Origin of the sequence: Streptococcus oralis, assembly GCF_026782235.1 — a bacterium.
Lineage (GTDB): Bacteria > Bacillota > Bacilli > Lactobacillales > Streptococcaceae > Streptococcus > Streptococcus oralis_CC.
Genome location: NZ_JAKUWE010000004.1, coordinates 60,172 through 76,558, shown reverse-complemented (window position 1 = coordinate 76,558; position 16,387 = coordinate 60,172). Strand labels below are relative to the sequence as shown.

The window sequence follows — 16,387 nt, the reverse complement described above, 5'->3', positions numbered from 1 at the left end:
AGTATCGAATGGATATTCAATTTTTAGGAACGGGGGCTGGTCAGCCCTCTAAAGCCCGCAACGTCTCAAGTCTCGCCCTGAAACTCTTGGACGAGATTAACGAAGTTTGGCTCTTTGACTGTGGAGAAGGAACGCAAAATCGCATTCTGGAAACCACGATTCGACCACGTAAGGTCAGAAAAGTCTTTATCACTCACTTGCATGGAGACCATATCTTTGGCTTGCCAGGATTTCTTTCTAGCCGTGCTTTTCAGGCTAATGAAGAGCAAACAGATTTGGAAATTTATGGCCCCCAAGGGATCAAGTCATTTGTCTTAACCAGTCTTCGTGTGTCAGGTTCTCGTCTGCCTTACCGCATTCATTTTCATGAGTTTGACCAAGATTCTCTAGGGAAAATCCTTGAGACCGATAAATTCACTGTGTATGCAGAGGAGCTGGATCATACTATTTTCTGTGTTGGGTATCGTGTCATGCAAAAGGATCTTGAAGGGACCTTGGATGCTGAAAAACTTAAGGCTGCTGGTGTTCCGTTCGGCCCGCTTTTTGGAAAAATCAAGAACGGTCAGGATGTTGTTCTAGAAGATGGGACTGAAATCAAGGCAGCAGACTATATCTCAGCTCCCCGTCCAGGTAAGATTATCACCATTCTGGGTGACACCCGCAAAACCAATGCTAGTGTGCGTCTGGCTGTTAACGCCGATGTCCTAGTCCATGAGTCCACATATGGCAAGGGCGATGAGAAAATTGCCCGCAATCACGGTCACTCAACTAATATGCAAGCTGCACAAGTAGCGGCAGAAGCAGGAGTCAAACGCCTCTTGCTCAACCATATCAGTGCCCGCTTCCTATCAAAGGATATTAGTCAGCTTAAGAAAGATGCTGCTAGTATTTTTGATAATGTCCATGTGGTTAAAGACTTGGAAGAAGTGGAAATCTAGAAGATTGAGAAAGGATAAGTATGCGTACTATTCTCATTACCGGAGCTAGCGGTGGCTTAGCCCAAGAAATGGTCAAACTCTTGCCAAATGACCAATTGATCTTGCTAGGTAGAAACAAGGAAAAACTGGCACAACTCTACGGAAATCATCCTAATATGGAATGGATTGAAATTGACATTACTGATGACTCAGCCCTAGAAGCTCTGGTAGCTGACCTCTATCTCCGTTATGGCAAGATTGATGTCTTGATTAACAACGCTGGCTATGGAATTTTTGAAGATTTCGACCAGATTTCTGATCAAGATATTCACCAGATGTTTGAGGTCAATACCTTTGCTCTGATGACTCTGTCTCGTCGTCTTGGAGTTCGTATGAAGGAAAGTCGAAAAGGCCATATCATCAATATCGTTAGCATGGCTGGTTTGATAGCGACTAGCAAGTCTAGTCTTTACTCAGCAACCAAGTTTGCGGCTATCGGATTTTCTAACGCTCTGCGCCTCGAACTCATGCCCTATGTTGTCTATGTAACGACGGTTAATCCAGGACCGATTCGTACCGCCTTTTTTGATCAGGCTGACCCAGATGGCAGCTACCTCAAGTCTGTTGACCGCTTTCTCTTAGAACCAGATGCAGTGGCTAAAAAGATTATTAAGTGTATAGGAAAAAACAAACGGGAACTCAATCTCCCAGTTTTGTTGAACCTAGCCCATAAGTTTTATACTCTCTTTCCCAAGCTAGCTGATAAGTTGGCAGGGGGAATCTTTAATTATAAGTAAAAGAGAGGCTGGGACAAAAATCTAACCTTAAATGTAAAAAAACGAACAAAATGAGTTATCTGACATTCGGAATTCTGTTTTGTTCGCTTTTTTTGTCCAATCTATCGATTTTTAAAATTTATAATAAAGAATTCCTAAAATCAAAATCTTTTTGTTCCAGCCTCTTTTATAATATTTAACTGAGTGTTAAAAAATGTTTGTTTTTGTTCTAAATCTACATTCATTTTTTTCGAATCTTCTACAAATTTTAGAAAAAACAATCAAAAATATGATTTTTTGTGTTTAGGGTATTGAAATTTCCTATATTATTTTATAAAATAAGGGTAAAAGGCTATGAAAAAGTAATACGCTTACAAGAAAATAGAAGCGGTTACTAAAGGAGGATTTTATGGAAAAAGGCCATTGGAATCGTAAAAGAGTCTACAGCATTCGTAAGTTTGCCGTAGGCGCTTGCTCTGTCATGATTGGAACCTGTGCGGTTCTATTTGGAGGAAGTGTCATTGGAGAATCACCAGTTTTCGCTGATGAAACTCCTATCGCCCACACTGTAGAACAAGCAAAAGAGGAAAGTCCGGCAGTGGAGGAAAAAGAAAATCAAGCTGTAGCAGAGCACAAGGATACTGCAAGTGTCGACCAAAGTCAAGCTGCTCCAATTGAAGCAAGCAAGCCAGAGAAGAAAGAAGATGAACCTGTAGCTCCAAAAGAGGAGAAAGCGTCACTAAAACCTGAAGAAACAGCACCAAAGGTAGAATCTCAAGCTTCAAGTCAAGAAAAGCCTGTCAAGGAAGATTTGAAAGCTGCGACAAATGAAGAAGTGAATCAAATGATTGAAGATAGAAAAGTGAATTTTAATCAAAATTGGCACTTTAAACTCAATGCGAATCCTAAAGAAGCTGTGAAATCAGATGCCGATGTATCAACATGGCAAAAATTGGATCTCCCACACGACTGGAGTATCTTTAACGATTTTGACCATCAGTCCCCTGCCCAAAATGAAGGTGGACAGCTCAATGGTGGTGAAGCTTGGTATCGCAAGACCTTTAAACTTGATGAAAAAGATCTCAAGAAAAATGTTCGTGTGACCTTTGATGGCGTCTACATGGACTCTCAAGTCTATGTCAATGGCCAGTTAGTAGGACATTATCCAAATGGTTATAACCAGTTCTCATACGATATTACTAAATACCTCCATAAAGATGGCCGTGAGAATGTGATTGCTGTCCATGCTGTCAACAAACAACCAAGTAGCCGTTGGTATTCAGGTAGCGGTATCTACCGTGATGTGACCTTGCAAGTGACAGATAAGGTTCATGTTGAGAAGAATGGGACAACCATCTTAACACCAAAGCTAGAACAACAGCAACACGGCAAGGTTGAAACGCATGTGACCAGCAAAGTCGTCAATACAGATGATAAAGACCATGAACTGGTGGCAGAATATCAAATCGTTGAACGTGGTGGTCAGGCTGTAACAGGCTTGGTTCGTACAGCGAGCCGTACCTTGAAAGCACATGAGTCAACAAGTCTTGATGCGATTTTAGAAGTTGAAAGACCAAAACTCTGGACAGTTTTAAACGATAAACCTGCCTTGTACGAATTGATTACGCGTGTTTACCGTGACGGTCAATTGGTTGATGCTAAGAAAGATTTGTTTGGTTACCGTTACTATCATTGGACTCCAAATGAAGGTTTCTCTTTGAATGGTGAACGCATTAAATTCCATGGTGTTTCCTTGCACCATGACCACGGAGCACTTGGAGCAGAAGAAAATTATAAAGCAGAATACCGCCGTCTCAAACAAATGAAGGAGATGGGAGTTAACTCCATCCGTACAACTCATAACCCTGCAAGTCCACAGACCTTGCAAATCGCAGCAGAACTTGGTTTGCTGGTTCAGGAAGAGGCCTTTGATACTTGGTATGGTGGCAAGAAACCATATGACTACGGACGTTTCTTTGAAAAAGATGCCACTCACCCAGAAGCTAGAAAAGGTGAAAAATGGTCTGACTATGATCTTCGTACCATGGTCGAAAGAGACAAAAATAACCCAGCTGTCTTCATGTGGTCTATCGGAAACGAAATCGGTGAAGCAGATGGAAAGGCTCACTCTCTTGCAACAGTTAAACGCTTAGTAAAAGTGATTAAAGATGTTGATACTACACGTTATGTTACTATGGGAGCAGATAAGTTCCGCTTTGGTGATGGTAGTGGTGATCATGAGAAGATTGCTAATGAACTGGATGCGGTTGGTTTCAACTATTCAGAAGACAACTACAAGAAACTTCGTGCGAAACATCCAAACTGGTTGATTTACGGTTCAGAAACATCTTCAGCAACCCGTACACGCGGTAGCTATTATCGTCCTGAACAAGAATTGGTACATAGCAACCAAGCTTATCGTAACTATGAACAGTCAGATTATGGGAATGATCGTGTTGGTTGGGGTAAAACGGCAACCGCTTCATGGACGTTTGACCGTGACAACGCTGGCTATGCTGGACAGTTTATCTGGACAGGTACGGACTATATCGGTGAGCCTACACCATGGCACAACCAAAACCAAACTCCCGTTAAGAGCTCTTACTTTGGTATCGTAGATACAGCTGGTATTCCAAAAAATGACTTCTATCTCTACCAAAGCCAATGGGTTTCTGTCAAGAAGAAACCAATGGTTCACCTTCTTCCTCACTGGAACTGGGAAAATAGAGAATTGGCATCGAAAGTTGAAGATTCAGACGGAAAAATCCCAGTTCGAGCTTACTCAAACGCTGCAAGCGTAGAATTGTTCTTAAATGGTCAATCTCTCGGAGTTAAGAAGTTCAACAAGAAACAAACCAGTGATGGCCGCACTTACCAAGAAGGTGCCAATGCTAAGGAACTCTATCTTGAATGGAAGGTTGCTTACCAACCAGGTACTTTGGAAGCTGTAGCTCGCGATGAAGCTGGAAAAGAAATTGCACGTGATAAGATCACGACTGCAGGCCAACCAGCAGGTGTTCGCCTCGTCAAGGAAGAACATGCAATCGCAGCAGATGGAAAAGACTTGACCTACATCTACTACGAAATCGTTGACAGTGAAGGAAATGTGGTACCAACTGCTAATAATTTGGTTCGTTTCCAATTGAATGGACAAGGTCAACTGGTCGGTGTCGATAATGGGGAACAAGCCAGCCGTGAACGCTACAAGGCACAACCAGATGGTTCTTGGATCCGTAGAGCCTTTAACGGTAAAGGGGTTGCCATTGTCAAATCAACTGAACAAGCAGGTAAATTCACCCTTACTGCCCATTCAGATCTCTTGAAATCGGACCAAGTCACTGTATTTACAGGCAAGAAAGAAGGTCAAGAAAAGACTGTTCTCGGGACAGAAGTACCAAAAGTACGTACTGTTATTGAGAAAGAGCCAAAAATGCCGAAGACAGTCGGTTTTATCTACAGTGATGGCAGTCGTGAAAAACGTCCAGTAACTTGGTCTTCAGTTGATGTGAGCCAAGCAGGAGTTGTGACTGTTAAAGGTATGGCAGACGGACGCGAAGTTGAGGCCCGTGTCGAAATTCTAGCAATTGCAAATGAGCTTCCAACTGTTAAGCGTGTTGCTCCAGGAACAGACTTGAGTGCTGTTGACAAATACGTTTCTATTGCTGTTACGGATGGAAGCATACAAGAATACGAAGTTGATAAGTGGGAGATTGCGGAAGCAGATAAAGCTAAACTGTCAGTTGCAGGATCACGTATTCCAATGACTGGCCAACTGGGTGGTGAGACTATTCACGCTACCCTTGTGGTAGAAGAAGGCGAGGCTGCGGCACCTGCAGTACCAACTGTAACGGTTGGTGGTGAAGCTGTCACAGGTCTTACTAGTCAAAAACCAATGCAATACCGCACTCTTGCTTATGGAGATAAGTTACCAAAAGTCACAGCAAGTGCTGAAAATGCAGCTGTTACAGTGGTGCAAGCAAGCGCAGCAAACGGCATGCGTGCAAGCATCTATGTTCAACCAAAAGATGGTGGCCCTCTTCAAACCTATGCAATTCAATTCCTTGAAGAAGCACCAAAGATTGACCACTTGAGCTTACAAGTAGAGAAAGCTGACGGTCTTAAAGAAGATCAAACAGTGAAATTGTCTGTACTCGCTCACTATCAAGACGGAACACAAGCAGTTTTACCAGCTGATAAAGTAACCTTCTCAACAAGTGGTGAAGGGGAAGTCGCAGTTCGTAAAGGAATGCTTGAGTTGCATAGACCGGGAGTAGTCACTCTCAAAGCAGAATATGAGGGGGCTAAAGGCCAAGTTGAACTCACTATCCAAGCCAATACTGAGACGAAGGTTGCGCAATCCATCCGTCCAGTAAATGTAGTGACAGACTTGCATCAAGAACCAAGTCTTCCAGCAACAGTAACTGTTGAGTATGACAAAGGTTTCCCTAAAACTCACAAAGTCACATGGGAAGCTATTCCAAAAGAAAAACTAGACCACTATCAAACCTTTGAAGTGCTAGGTAAAGTTGAAGGAATTAATCTTGAAGCGCGTGCTAAAGTCTCTGTAGAAGGTATCGTTTCGGTTGAAGAAGTTAGTGTGACAACACCAATCTCAGAAGCACCGCAATTACCAGAAAGTGTTCGTACCTACGATTCAAATGGTCACGTTTCATCAGCTAAGGTTACTTGGGATGCGATTCAATCAGACCAATACTCCAAGGAAGGTGTCTTTACAGTTAATGGTCGCCTAGAAGGTACGCAATTAACTACCAAACTTCATGTTCGTGTGTCTGCTCAAACTGAGCAAGGAGCAAATATTTCTGACCAATGGACCGGTTCAGAATTGCCACTTGCCTTTGCTTCAGACTCAAATCCAAGCGATCCTGTTTCAAATGTCAACGATAAATTGATTTCCTTTAATGACCGACCAGCCAACCGTTGGACAAACCGGAATCGTACTAATCCAGAAGCTTCAGTTGGTGTCCTATTCGGAGATTCAGGTATCTTGAGCAAACGTTCGGTTGATAATTTAAGTGTCGGATTCCACGAAGACCATGGAGTTGGTGTACCGAAGTCTTATGTGATTGAGTATTATGTCGGTAAGACCGTTCCAACAGCTCCTAAAAACCCTAGCTTTGTAGGTGAGGAAAACCATGTATTTAACAATCCAGCCAACTGGAAACCAGTTATCAATCTCAAAGCACCAGCTCAATTAAAAGCTGGAGAAATGAATCACTTTAGCTTTGATAAAGTTGAAACCTATGCTGTCCGTATTCGTATGGTTCGACTTGATAGCAAGAAAGGAACATCTATCACAGAGGTACAAATCTTTGCGAAACAAGTTGCGGCAGCCAAACAAGGACAAACAAGAATCCAAGTTGACGGTAAAGACTTAGCAAACTTCAATCCTGATTTGACAGACTACTATCTTGAGTCTGTAGATGGCAAAGTTCCTGCAGTAACAGCAAGTGTTAGCAACAATGGTCTTGCTACCGTTGTTCCGAGCGTTCGCGAAGGTGAGCCAGTTCGTGTTATCGCTAAGGCTGAAAATGGTGATATCTTAGGAGAATACCGTCTGCACTTCACAAGCAATAAAGATTTGCTCTCTCGTAAACCAGTTGCAGCTGTCAAACAAGCTCGCTTGGTACAAGTAGGACAACCGCTTGAATTGCCAACTAAAGTTCCGGTTTACTTCACAGGTAAAGACGGTTACGAAACAAAAGACTTGGCAGTAGAATGGGAAGAAGTTCCAGCAGAAAATCTGACAAAAGCAGGTCAATTTATCGTTCGAGGCCGTGTCCTTGGTAGTGATCTTGTTGCTGAGTTCACTGTACGAGTGACAGACAAACTAGGCGAAGCTCTTTCAAATAACCCAGAGTATGATGAAAACAGTAACCAGGCCTTTGCTTCCGCAACTAATGATATTGATCCAAGTTCACATGACCGTGTAGACTATATTAATGATGGAGATCATTCAGAAAGTCGTCGTTGGACAAACTGGTCTCCAACACCATCTTCTAATCCAGAAGTATCAGCAGGTGTGATCTTCCGTGAAAATGGTAAGGTTGTAGAACGGACTGTAGCACAAGCCAAACTTCATTTCTTTGCAGATAGTGGTACGGATGCCCCATCTAAACTCGTTTTGGAACGTTATATTGGTCCAGATTTTGAAGTGCCTACCTACTATTCAAACTATCAAGCCTACGATGCAGCCCATCCATTCAATAATCCAGAAAATTGGGAAGCTGTGCCTTATCGTGCGGATAAGGACATTGCAGCTGGTGATGAAATCAACGTAACATTTAAAGCTGTTAAAACCAAAGCCATGAGATGGCGTATGGAGCGTAAAGCAGACAAGAGCGGCGTTGCGATGATTGAGATGACCTTCCTTGCACCGAGTGAATTGCCTCAAGAAAGTACCCAATCGAAGATTCTTGTAGATGGAAAAGAACTTCCTGACTTCGCTGAAGATCGTCAAGACTATCAAATCACCTATAAAGGTCAACGTCCAAAAGTCTCAGTCGAAGAAAGTAATCAAGTAGCTTCAACAGTTGTAGATAGCGGAGACGATAGTCTTCCAGTGTTTGTTCGCCTTGTTTCAGAAAGTGGAAAACAAGTCAAGGAATACCGTATCCAGTTTACAAAAGAAAAGCCAGTTTCTGAGAAGACTGTTGCTGCTGTACAAGAAGATCTTCCAAAACTCGAATTTGTTGAAAAAGATTTGGCCTACAAGACAGTTGAGAAAAAAGATTCAACACTGTATCTAGGTGAAACTCGTGTAGAACAAGAAGGAAAAGTTGGTAAGGAACGGATCTTTACAGTGATTAATCCTGACGGCACTAAGGAAGAAAAACTTCGCGAAGTGTTAGAAGCTCCGACAGACCGCATCGTAGAAGTAGGAACGAAACCAGGAACCTCCCTTCCAGAAGATGAAGTGAAGAACCTTGTCCTTAACAGACCAGAACTTGTAATCGAAGAAGAAATCATTGATTTCAAAGTTCAGGAACAAAAGAACGATAAGCTTCCAGTAGGTCAAACCCGTGTTCTCCAAGAAGGACAGAAAGGTATCCGTGTTCATTTGATTGAAGTTGAAAATGGCAAGCGAACTGAAAAAGAAAGCTATGATAAAGTCGTGGCTCAGGATCGCATCGTAGAAGTAGGTACAGCTGGTGAAACAACTAAACCAGTACCTCAAGAATCTACAAAACCACAAGTATCAGAAAAAACAGATACAAAACAAAACACTTCAAGTGCAGTTGGTCAGGTTCAAAAAGAGCAGTTACCAAATACAGGAAGTGCAGAAGGTCAAGCAGCAGTAGCAGCAGGCTTAGCTCTTCTTGGTTTGAGTGCAGGATTAGTGGCCACTAAAGGCAAAAAAGAGGATTAGATATTTTTGATACCTTATTTGCTATTTAAGACCTGAGGGAAACTCTCGTCTCAGATAAAAAGTCCTTAGAATACAAGTTTCTAAGGACTTTTCTTTGTGTAAAATCGTATAATTTTACTATCTGTGTAATTTTGGAGAGAAAGCAAGAATCCCTAGAAGGCATTTTCTAGAGATTCCATTATTGTTTCAGTAAGAACAATTCGACAATCATTGCTATATAGATGATTAAGGTAAGGAGAAAACCGGCTCTCCAGAAGAATTTGATGAATTTAGGGTAATAAAAACTTCGTTTTTTGACAAGGAAAAAGATTACAAGGAGGATTGCTAGGAGAGAAAGTGCGACACCAAGTCGCGGTAGAAAGTTGTGGGTAAAGGCTTTAGCAGTAATCAGATAGTACTCGAATACCAAAAGTGGAAAAGCTAGATCCGCGAAATTAAATCCTATTTTTCTAAGTCCGAAAAGCTTGGTGACAATAAAGCAAACCACCAAGGTTAATATCAATAATAAAATAGATGCTATTTTCATTAAAATCATACCCATATTGTATCATAAAAAAACGTTAAAGGAAATGAGAAACAAGGGAATTTGTTGGAAAGTCAGGCTTTTGAGATTGTAGGTGTTTTTTGTTATAATGAAAGTTATGAAATCTTATAATACCTTGAATGATTATTATCGAAAACTTTTTGGAGAAAAGACTTTCAAAGTTCCTATCGATGCGGGATTTGACTGTCCAAATCGGGATGGAACTGTAGCTCACGGTGGTTGTACTTTTTGTACGGTTTCAGGTTCTGGAGATGCCATCGTGGCACCGGATGCCCCTATCCGTGAGCAATTTTATAAGGAAATTGACTTTATGCACCGCAAGTGGCCAGATGTTAAAAAGTATCTAGTTTATTTCCAAAACTTTACAAACACCCATGAAAAGGTGGAAGTGATTCGGGAGCGATATGAGCAGGCTATCAACGAGCCAGGTGTAGTAGGGATCAATATCGGAACACGGCCAGACTGTTTACCCGATGAAACCATCGAATATTTGGCTGAGTTATCGGAACGCATGCATGTGACGGTAGAATTGGGCTTGCAGACAACCTTTGAAGCAACATCTGAGCTGATTAACCGTGCCCATTCTTATGAATTGTATGTTGAAACAGTAAAACGCTTGAGAAAGTATCCCAAGATTGAAATTGTTTCCCATCTGATCAACGGTCTTCCTGGGGAAACCCATGAGATGATGGTTGAAAATGTCCGTCGCTGTGTTACGGATAATGATATTCAAGGAATTAAACTGCACTTGCTTCACCTCATGACCAATACACGGATGCAGCGAGATTACCACGAAGGACGTTTGCAACTGATGAGTCAAGACGAGTATGTCAAGGTCATTTGTGACCAGTTGGAAATCATTCCCAAGCATATCGTCATCCATCGAATTACAGGAGATGCACCGAGAGATATGTTGATTGGTCCTATGTGGAGCCTCAATAAATGGGAAGTTTTGAATAGCATAGAGAATGAGATGCGACGCCGCGGAAGTGTGCAAGGATGCAAGGCTGTAAAACAGGAGTTTAAAAATGAAAAGACCACTTGAGATGGCACATGATTTTTTGGCTGAGGTTGTGACAAAAGAGGATATTGTAGTGGATGCGACCATGGGCAATGGCCATGATACCCTTTTTCTAGCCAAGTTAGCCAAGCAAGTCTATGCCTTTGATATTCAGGAGCAGGCTTTGGAGAAGACGCAAGAGCGTTTGGATCAGGCTGGAATGACAAATGCCCAGTTAATCTTGCAAGGTCATGAGACACTTGATCAGTTTGTGACAGAAGCTAAGGCAGGGATTTTTAATCTGGGTTACCTGCCATCTGCTGATAAGTCTGTTATTACTAGACCTCGGACTACCATTGAAGCACTTGAAAAGCTTTGTCATTTGCTTGTCAAGGGTGGAAGGATTGCCATTATGATTTACTATGGTCATGAAGGAGGAGACACTGAGAGGGATGCTGTATTGGATTTTGTTAGCCAGTTGAACCAACAAGAGTATACAGCTGCCATTTATCGGACTCTCAACCAAGTTAACAATCCACCGTTTTTAGTTATGATTGAAAAATTAGAAAGGTATAGACATGGATAAACAATACCTTCGTGAGAAGCTTGAGGCAATGCGCCAAAATTTTGTCGAGTCAACGCATCACGAGCGAGCAGTCGGAGTGCTCGACGAAGCACATATGAGCAAGAAAATGCTTAAAATTAAGAAAAAATTAGTGGCTCTTGAAATGGAACGATGCCAGAAAAAAATTGAGCACAAAGACTGTTCTAAGATTGATCAGAAAATCCAAGAGCAAAAGGAGATTTTTGAATCTTGTTGTAAAAAAGATTAAGGAGGAATTGTGTGGAATTACTCATTTACTTGATTCTATTTTTATTTGTCTTAATCATTTCAACCACGACCAATAAACTTCTTCCTTTTTTACCCCTTCCTCTTGTACAAATCCTTTTGGGGATTGGGATTGGCTTATTTGTTCCTGATGCGGACTTTCATCTCAATACAGAGCTGTTTCTGGCCATGGTTATTGGTCCCTTACTTTTCCGGGAGGCAGAAGAAGCGGATATTACGTCCATTTTGAAGCACTGGCGGATTGTCGTTTTTCTGATTTTTCCTGTGATTTTTATCTCGACTTTAAGCTTGGGGGGCATGGCTCACTTCCTTTGGATTACCCTTCCTTTGGCTGCCTGTTTAGCAGTTGGAGCGGCACTTGGGCCAACAGATTTGGTTGCCTTCGCATCTCTTTCTGAACGTTTTCGTTTTCCCAAACGGGTTTCTAATATCCTAAAAGGGGAAGGACTCTTAAATGATGCTTCTGGTTTGGTTGCCTTTCAGATGGCTCTTGCTGCTTGGACAACAGGAACGTTTTCTCTCAGCCAAGCTGGAACTTCCCTAGCACTTTCTATCCTTGGTGGTTTTGTAGTTGGTTTTGTGACGGCTATGGTCAATCGTTTCTTGCATAGCTTTTTACTGAGTGTGCGAGCGATAGATATAGCTAGTGAACTATTGCTAGAGCTAAGTTTGCCACTCATGACCTTTTTCATCGCAGAAGAGTTTCATGTTTCAGGGATTATCGCAGTAGTGGTTGCAGGTATTTTGAAGGCCAGTCGCTTTAAGAAAATTACGCTCCTTGAGGCTCAGGTAGACACCGTGACGGAGACCGTTTGGCACACCGTGACCTTTATGCTAAATGGATCAGTCTTTGTTCTCTTGGGAATGGAATTAGAGTTGATAGCAGAGCCGATCTTGTCTAATTCTCTCTACAATCCCCTTCTTTTACTGCTTTCAGTTGTCGTTCTGACCTTCTTACTCTTTGCGATCCGCTTTGTCATGATTGCTGGTTTTTACTTTGTGAGGACGCGTCGACTTAAGAAAAAAATTAATAAGTACACGAAAGATATGCTTCTTTTGACCTTCTCTGGTGTCAAAGGAACAGTATCTATCGCGACCATTCTCCTCATACCAAGTCATTTGGAGCAGGAATACCCTCTCTTACTCTTCCTTGTAGCAGGCGTTACACTATTGAGCTTTCTAACAGGTTTATTGGTTCTCCCTCACTTATCTGAAGAACAAGAGGAAAGCAAGGATCATTTGATGCATATTGCGATTTTGAATGATGTAGCTGCAGAATTAGAAAAAGAACTGGACCATCACAAAAACAAACTTCCTCTTTATGCAGCTATTGATAATTACCATGGTCGGATTGAAAATCTCATCCTTAGTCAGGAAAATAAAAGAGTCCAAGAGGACTGGGAGTCTCTCAAGCTTCTTATCTTGAGTATTGAGAGTGACGGTTTGGAGCAAGCCTACGAAGAAAATAGAATCAGCGAGCGTGGCTATCGAGTTTACCAACGTTACCTAAAAAACATGGAGCAGAGTATCAATCGGAATTTCGCTTCTAGAGTGACTTATTACTTCCTAGTTTCCTTACGGATACTGCGCTTTCTACTCCATGAAATGTTTACCTTTGGCAAAACTTTCCGTAGTTGGATGAATGAAGGATCTCGTAAACTACTAGCAGTTGACTATGATCAGATTTCAGAGTTGTATTTGGAAAATACAGAGCTGATTATCGAGAGTTTGGAAAACCTCAAAGGGGTTTACAAGAGTTCTCTGATTAGCTTTATGCAAGAGTCTCGTCTACGCGAGACGGCCATTATCGGAAGTGGTGTCTTTGTTGAGCGGGTTATCAATCGCATCAAACCAAACAATATCGATGAAATGCTACGAGGCTACTATCTCGAACGTAAGGCAATCTTTGAATACGAAGAAGCTAAACTGATAACAGCCAAGTATGCTAAAAAACTACGCCAAAATGTGAATAATTTAGAGAATTATTCTCTGAAAGAGGCTGCAAATACCTTGCCTTATGATATGCTAGATTTAATCAGAAGAACTTAGATGATGAAGAAAATGACGGAGGATGGAACATGAAAAAGTGGTGGAAAGAGCTGATGGACAGGCCCTTATTGAAAGCTTTTTTGCATTATTATCAAGCATCTGATAGTGAGTTGACCAGTGTTGCGGTTGCCTACTATTGGTTGGTTTCAATCTTTCCTTTGCTAATGATAATGGTCAATATCTTGCCTTATTTTCAGATTCCGGTCTCAAATTTCTTACTGACAATCAAGGAATTTTTGCCTGATACAGTGTATGATGTGGTCGCCAAGATTGTCCGAGAAGTTCTGACTCAACCATCAACTGGTTTGCTGAGTTTTGCCGTTTTATCTGCACTCTGGACCTTTTCGAAATCAATGGATTTCCTCCAAAAAGCTTTTAACAAAGCCTATGGAGTTACCAAAAGTCGAGGGATTATCTCCCATCAGTTGATGAGTTTGCTTGTTAGCCTCGGCTTGCAGATTCTTTTTGCCTTGGCCTTGTTTTTGAGTATGTTTGGTCGTATGTTGCTCAACCTCCTCAAAACTTACTGGCAATCAGACAGCCCGCTATTTTCCTACCTGCAGGATTTTACAGGTCCTCTGGTCTATGCCTTGATCTTTGCCATTCTAGTCATGATTTACTATTTCCTTCCAAAAGTAAAAACACCACGAATCCGCTATGTTTTACCAGGAAGTATCTTTGTCTTGCTAACTCTTATCGGTTTATTGAATATCTTTTCTGTTTATTTTAATAACTATGTCAATCACCTAGTGGATGTCCGATTTTTTAGTTCCATCATCGTTGTAGTCATGATGTTCTGGTTTATTCTTATTGCTAAGATTTTGATTATCGGAGCAGTTATCAATGCCAGTGTTCAGAGTTTGAAAGATCCAAAGTTTAGTATGGAATGATTAGAAAAATCCCTATTAGGTTTCCTAATAGGGATTTTCTTAATAGATAAACATGGCGTCACCGAAACTGAAAAAACGGTAGCGTTCTTGAATAGCGTGCTGGTATGCATCTAAGACTAATTCACGGCCTGCAAAGGCAGAAACCAACATGACGAGAGTTGATTTTGGCAGATGGAAGTTGGTTGAAAAAGCATCCACAAGCTTCCAGTCGTAGCCTGGTTTGATAAAGATATTGGTCCAACCAGAATCTGCTTGGATTTGCCCATTAAACTTGGAACCGATGGTTTCCAGTGTGCGGATCGAAGTAGTTCCAACAGCAATAACACGGCCTCCATTTTCCTTAACAGAGCGAAGAGTGGCAGCTGCTTCCTCAGAAAGTTGGTAGAATTCGGAGTGCATTTCGTGTTCGTCCAGATTGTCAACAGAGACAGGTCTAAAGGTTCCGAGTCCGACGTGGAGAGTGAGATAGACCAGATGGACACCTTTGGCTTGGATTTCTGCTAACAGTTCTTTGGTGAAGTGCAATCCAGCAGTCGGTGCAGCAGCAGAGCCACTTTCTTTAGCGTAGACCGTTTGATAACGTTCACGGTCATCTAGTTTTTCGTGGATGTAGGGTGGTAGTGGCATTTCACCGAGACTTTCCAAGACTTCTAGGAAAATTCCTTGGTATTCAAAGCGGACAATGCGGCCCCCGTGGGTCAATTCTTCCGTAACGACAGCGCTGAGACGACCATCTCCAAAGCTGACGCGAGTACCGACCTTGAGGCGTTTGGCAGGTTTAGCTAGGACTTCCCACTCATCACCAGCAGTATTTTTGAGTAGGAGAAGCTCCACATGGCCTCCTGTTTCTTCCTTTTGACCATAGAGGCGGGCAGGGAGGACACGGGTATCGTTCATAACAAGAGCATCACCGGGGTCTAGCATGTCGATAATAGAGTGGAAGTGTTTATCCTGCATTTCTCCCGTTTCACGATTAACGATAAGAAGTTTGGAGGCATCTCGTTTTTCAAGGGGCGTTTGGGCAATCAATTCCTCAGGCAAGTGGAAATCAAAATCAGCTGTATTCATTTTTTTCATCATTCTTTCTAAGTTCTAATTTTATCCATTATAACACGTTTCAAGTTTGGGCGCTCTTTTTTTAGAAATTAAATCGTTTTCACTTGACAAAAATTGGTCTATACCATATAATAAATATAGATTAAAACGGAGGATGAAAAGATGAAAGTTATTAAAGTTGAAAATCAAGTTGAAGGTGGAAAAGTTGCTTTTGAGATTCTGAAGGAAAAATTGGCCAATGGTGCTCAAACATTAGGACTTGCGACAGGAAGCAGTCCGCTTGAGTTTTACAAGGAAATCGTTGAGAGTGACCTTGATTTTTCAAATCTAACCAGTGTAAACCTTGATGAGTATGTAGGACTTGACGGAGACAATCCTCAATCTTACCGCCACTTTATGCAAGAACACTTATTCAACAAAAAACCATTTAAAGAAAGTTTCTTGCCTCGTGGGATTAAGGACAATGCTGAAGCTGAAGTAGAACGCTACAACCAAATTTTGGTTGACCATCCAGTTGATTTTCAAATCTTGGGAATCGGTCGCAATGGACATATCGGATTTAATGAGCCAGGAACTGCCTTTGATAGCCAGACACACCTTGTAGACCTAGACCAGTCTACAATTGAAGCCAATGCTCGCTTCTTTGACAAGATTGAAGACGTTCCAACTCAAGCCATCTCAATGGGGATTAAAAACATCTTGGATGCAAAGTCAATTATTCTCTTTGCTTATGGTGAGTCGAAAGCAGAGGCCATTGCTGGAACAGCATCAGGCCCAGTGACTGAGAATCTCCCAGCAAGTAGCCTACAAAACCACCCTGATGTGACTATTATTGCGGATGCTGAAGCGCTCAGCTTGCTTGAAAAGTAAAACGACAAGAACCACTTGCTCTTTGGAGTGAGTGGTTTTTTACTTCAA

General features: G+C 41.8%; 11 protein-coding genes. 9 read left to right on the top strand and 2 right to left on the bottom strand.

Going from position 1 to position 16,387, the window contains the following annotated elements:
- The first annotated feature begins 8 nt into the window (after window positions 1–8).
- The 3 genes from rnz to bgaA all read left to right on the top strand — a co-directional run bounded on the left by rnz (window position 9) and on the right by bgaA (window position 9,080).
- Window positions 9–938: a ribonuclease Z gene (gene rnz / locus MK396_RS06650; protein ID WP_268724079.1), complete on the top strand. Its 930-nt coding sequence runs from the start codon at window positions 9–11 to the stop codon at window positions 936–938.
- A gap of 20 nt (window positions 939–958) precedes the next feature.
- Window positions 959–1,714: an SDR family NAD(P)-dependent oxidoreductase gene (locus MK396_RS06645; RefSeq protein ID WP_268724078.1), complete on the top strand. Its 756-nt coding sequence runs from the start codon at window positions 959–961 to the stop codon at window positions 1,712–1,714.
- Between the two features lie 388 nt (window positions 1,715–2,102).
- The gene (gene bgaA / locus MK396_RS06640; RefSeq protein WP_268724077.1) at window positions 2,103–9,080 is read left to right on the top strand and encodes an LPXTG-anchored adhesin/beta-galactosidase BgaA; all 6,978 of its coding nucleotides are present in this window, start codon (window positions 2,103–2,105) and stop codon (window positions 9,078–9,080) included.
- Window positions 9,081–9,258: 178 nt separating this feature from the next.
- Here the strand turns inward: bgaA and MK396_RS06635 are convergent, their stop codons facing one another.
- Window positions 9,259–9,621 carry a DUF3397 domain-containing protein gene (locus MK396_RS06635; protein ID WP_254735652.1) on the bottom strand — a complete coding sequence of 121 codons (363 nt, stop codon included), beginning with the start codon at window positions 9,619–9,621 and terminating at the stop codon, window positions 9,259–9,261.
- Between the two features lie 91 nt (window positions 9,622–9,712).
- On the opposite strand from MK396_RS06635, the gene MK396_RS06630 reads away from it, so the two are divergent.
- From MK396_RS06630 to MK396_RS06610, 5 genes are read left to right on the top strand one after another with little or no spacing between them, the layout of a single operon-like run.
- Complete coding sequence (locus MK396_RS06630; protein ID WP_268724076.1) at window positions 9,713–10,669, top strand: TIGR01212 family radical SAM protein; 957 nt, start codon at window positions 9,713–9,715, stop codon at window positions 10,667–10,669.
- Complete coding sequence (locus MK396_RS06625) at window positions 10,653–11,210, top strand: tRNA (mnm(5)s(2)U34)-methyltransferase (RefSeq protein ID WP_268724075.1); 558 nt, start codon at window positions 10,653–10,655, stop codon at window positions 11,208–11,210. Before MK396_RS06630 ends, MK396_RS06625 begins: the two co-directional genes overlap by 17 nt.
- Window positions 11,203–11,457 (top strand): hypothetical protein, encoded by a 255-nt coding sequence (locus tag MK396_RS06620; protein WP_000361094.1) that lies wholly within the window; start codon window positions 11,203–11,205, stop codon window positions 11,455–11,457. Before MK396_RS06625 ends, MK396_RS06620 begins: the two co-directional genes overlap by 8 nt.
- An 11-nt stretch (window positions 11,458–11,468) precedes the next feature.
- Entirely contained in the window at window positions 11,469–13,523 is a 2,055-nt protein-coding gene (locus tag MK396_RS06615; RefSeq protein WP_268724074.1) for a cation:proton antiporter, read from the top strand.
- A gap of 29 nt (window positions 13,524–13,552) precedes the next feature.
- Window positions 13,553–14,413 (top strand): YihY/virulence factor BrkB family protein, encoded by an 861-nt coding sequence (locus tag MK396_RS06610; RefSeq protein WP_000759522.1) that lies wholly within the window; start codon window positions 13,553–13,555, stop codon window positions 14,411–14,413.
- Between the two features lie 39 nt (window positions 14,414–14,452).
- Here MK396_RS06610 and queA read toward each other — a convergent pair whose 3' ends face one another.
- On the bottom strand, window positions 14,453–15,481 hold the full coding sequence (gene queA / locus MK396_RS06605) for a tRNA preQ1(34) S-adenosylmethionine ribosyltransferase-isomerase QueA (protein WP_268724234.1): 1,029 nt from the start codon (window positions 15,479–15,481) through the stop codon (window positions 14,453–14,455).
- 150 nt (window positions 15,482–15,631) lie between these two features.
- Between queA and MK396_RS06600 the strand changes: the two genes are divergently transcribed.
- A complete protein-coding gene (locus tag MK396_RS06600; protein ID WP_268724073.1) occupies window positions 15,632–16,339 on the top strand; it encodes a glucosamine-6-phosphate deaminase in 708 nt (235 codons plus the stop codon).
- Window positions 16,340–16,387 lie beyond the last annotated feature (48 nt).

Bases quoted from the DNA above. Each gene is read 5' to 3' on its own strand.
- rnz (WP_268724079.1), top strand. From the start codon at position 9: ATGGATATTCAATTTTTAGGAACGGGGGCTGGTCAGCCCTCTAAAGCC.
- MK396_RS06645 (WP_268724078.1), top strand. From the start codon at position 959: ATGCGTACTATTCTCATTACCGGAGCTAGCGGTGGCTTAGCCCAAGAA.
- bgaA (WP_268724077.1), top strand. From the start codon at position 2,103: ATGGAAAAAGGCCATTGGAATCGTAAAAGAGTCTACAGCATTCGTAAG.
- MK396_RS06635 (WP_254735652.1), bottom strand. From the start codon at position 9,621: ATGGGTATGATTTTAATGAAAATAGCATCTATTTTATTATTGATATTA.
- MK396_RS06630 (WP_268724076.1), top strand. From the start codon at position 9,713: ATGAAAGTTATGAAATCTTATAATACCTTGAATGATTATTATCGAAAA.
- MK396_RS06625 (WP_268724075.1), top strand. From the start codon at position 10,653: ATGAAAAGACCACTTGAGATGGCACATGATTTTTTGGCTGAGGTTGTG.
- MK396_RS06620 (WP_000361094.1), top strand. From the start codon at position 11,203: ATGGATAAACAATACCTTCGTGAGAAGCTTGAGGCAATGCGCCAAAAT.
- MK396_RS06610 (WP_000759522.1), top strand. From the start codon at position 13,553: ATGAAAAAGTGGTGGAAAGAGCTGATGGACAGGCCCTTATTGAAAGCT.
- queA (WP_268724234.1), bottom strand. From the start codon at position 15,481: ATGAATACAGCTGATTTTGATTTCCACTTGCCTGAGGAATTGATTGCC.
- MK396_RS06600 (WP_268724073.1), top strand. From the start codon at position 15,632: ATGAAAGTTATTAAAGTTGAAAATCAAGTTGAAGGTGGAAAAGTTGCT.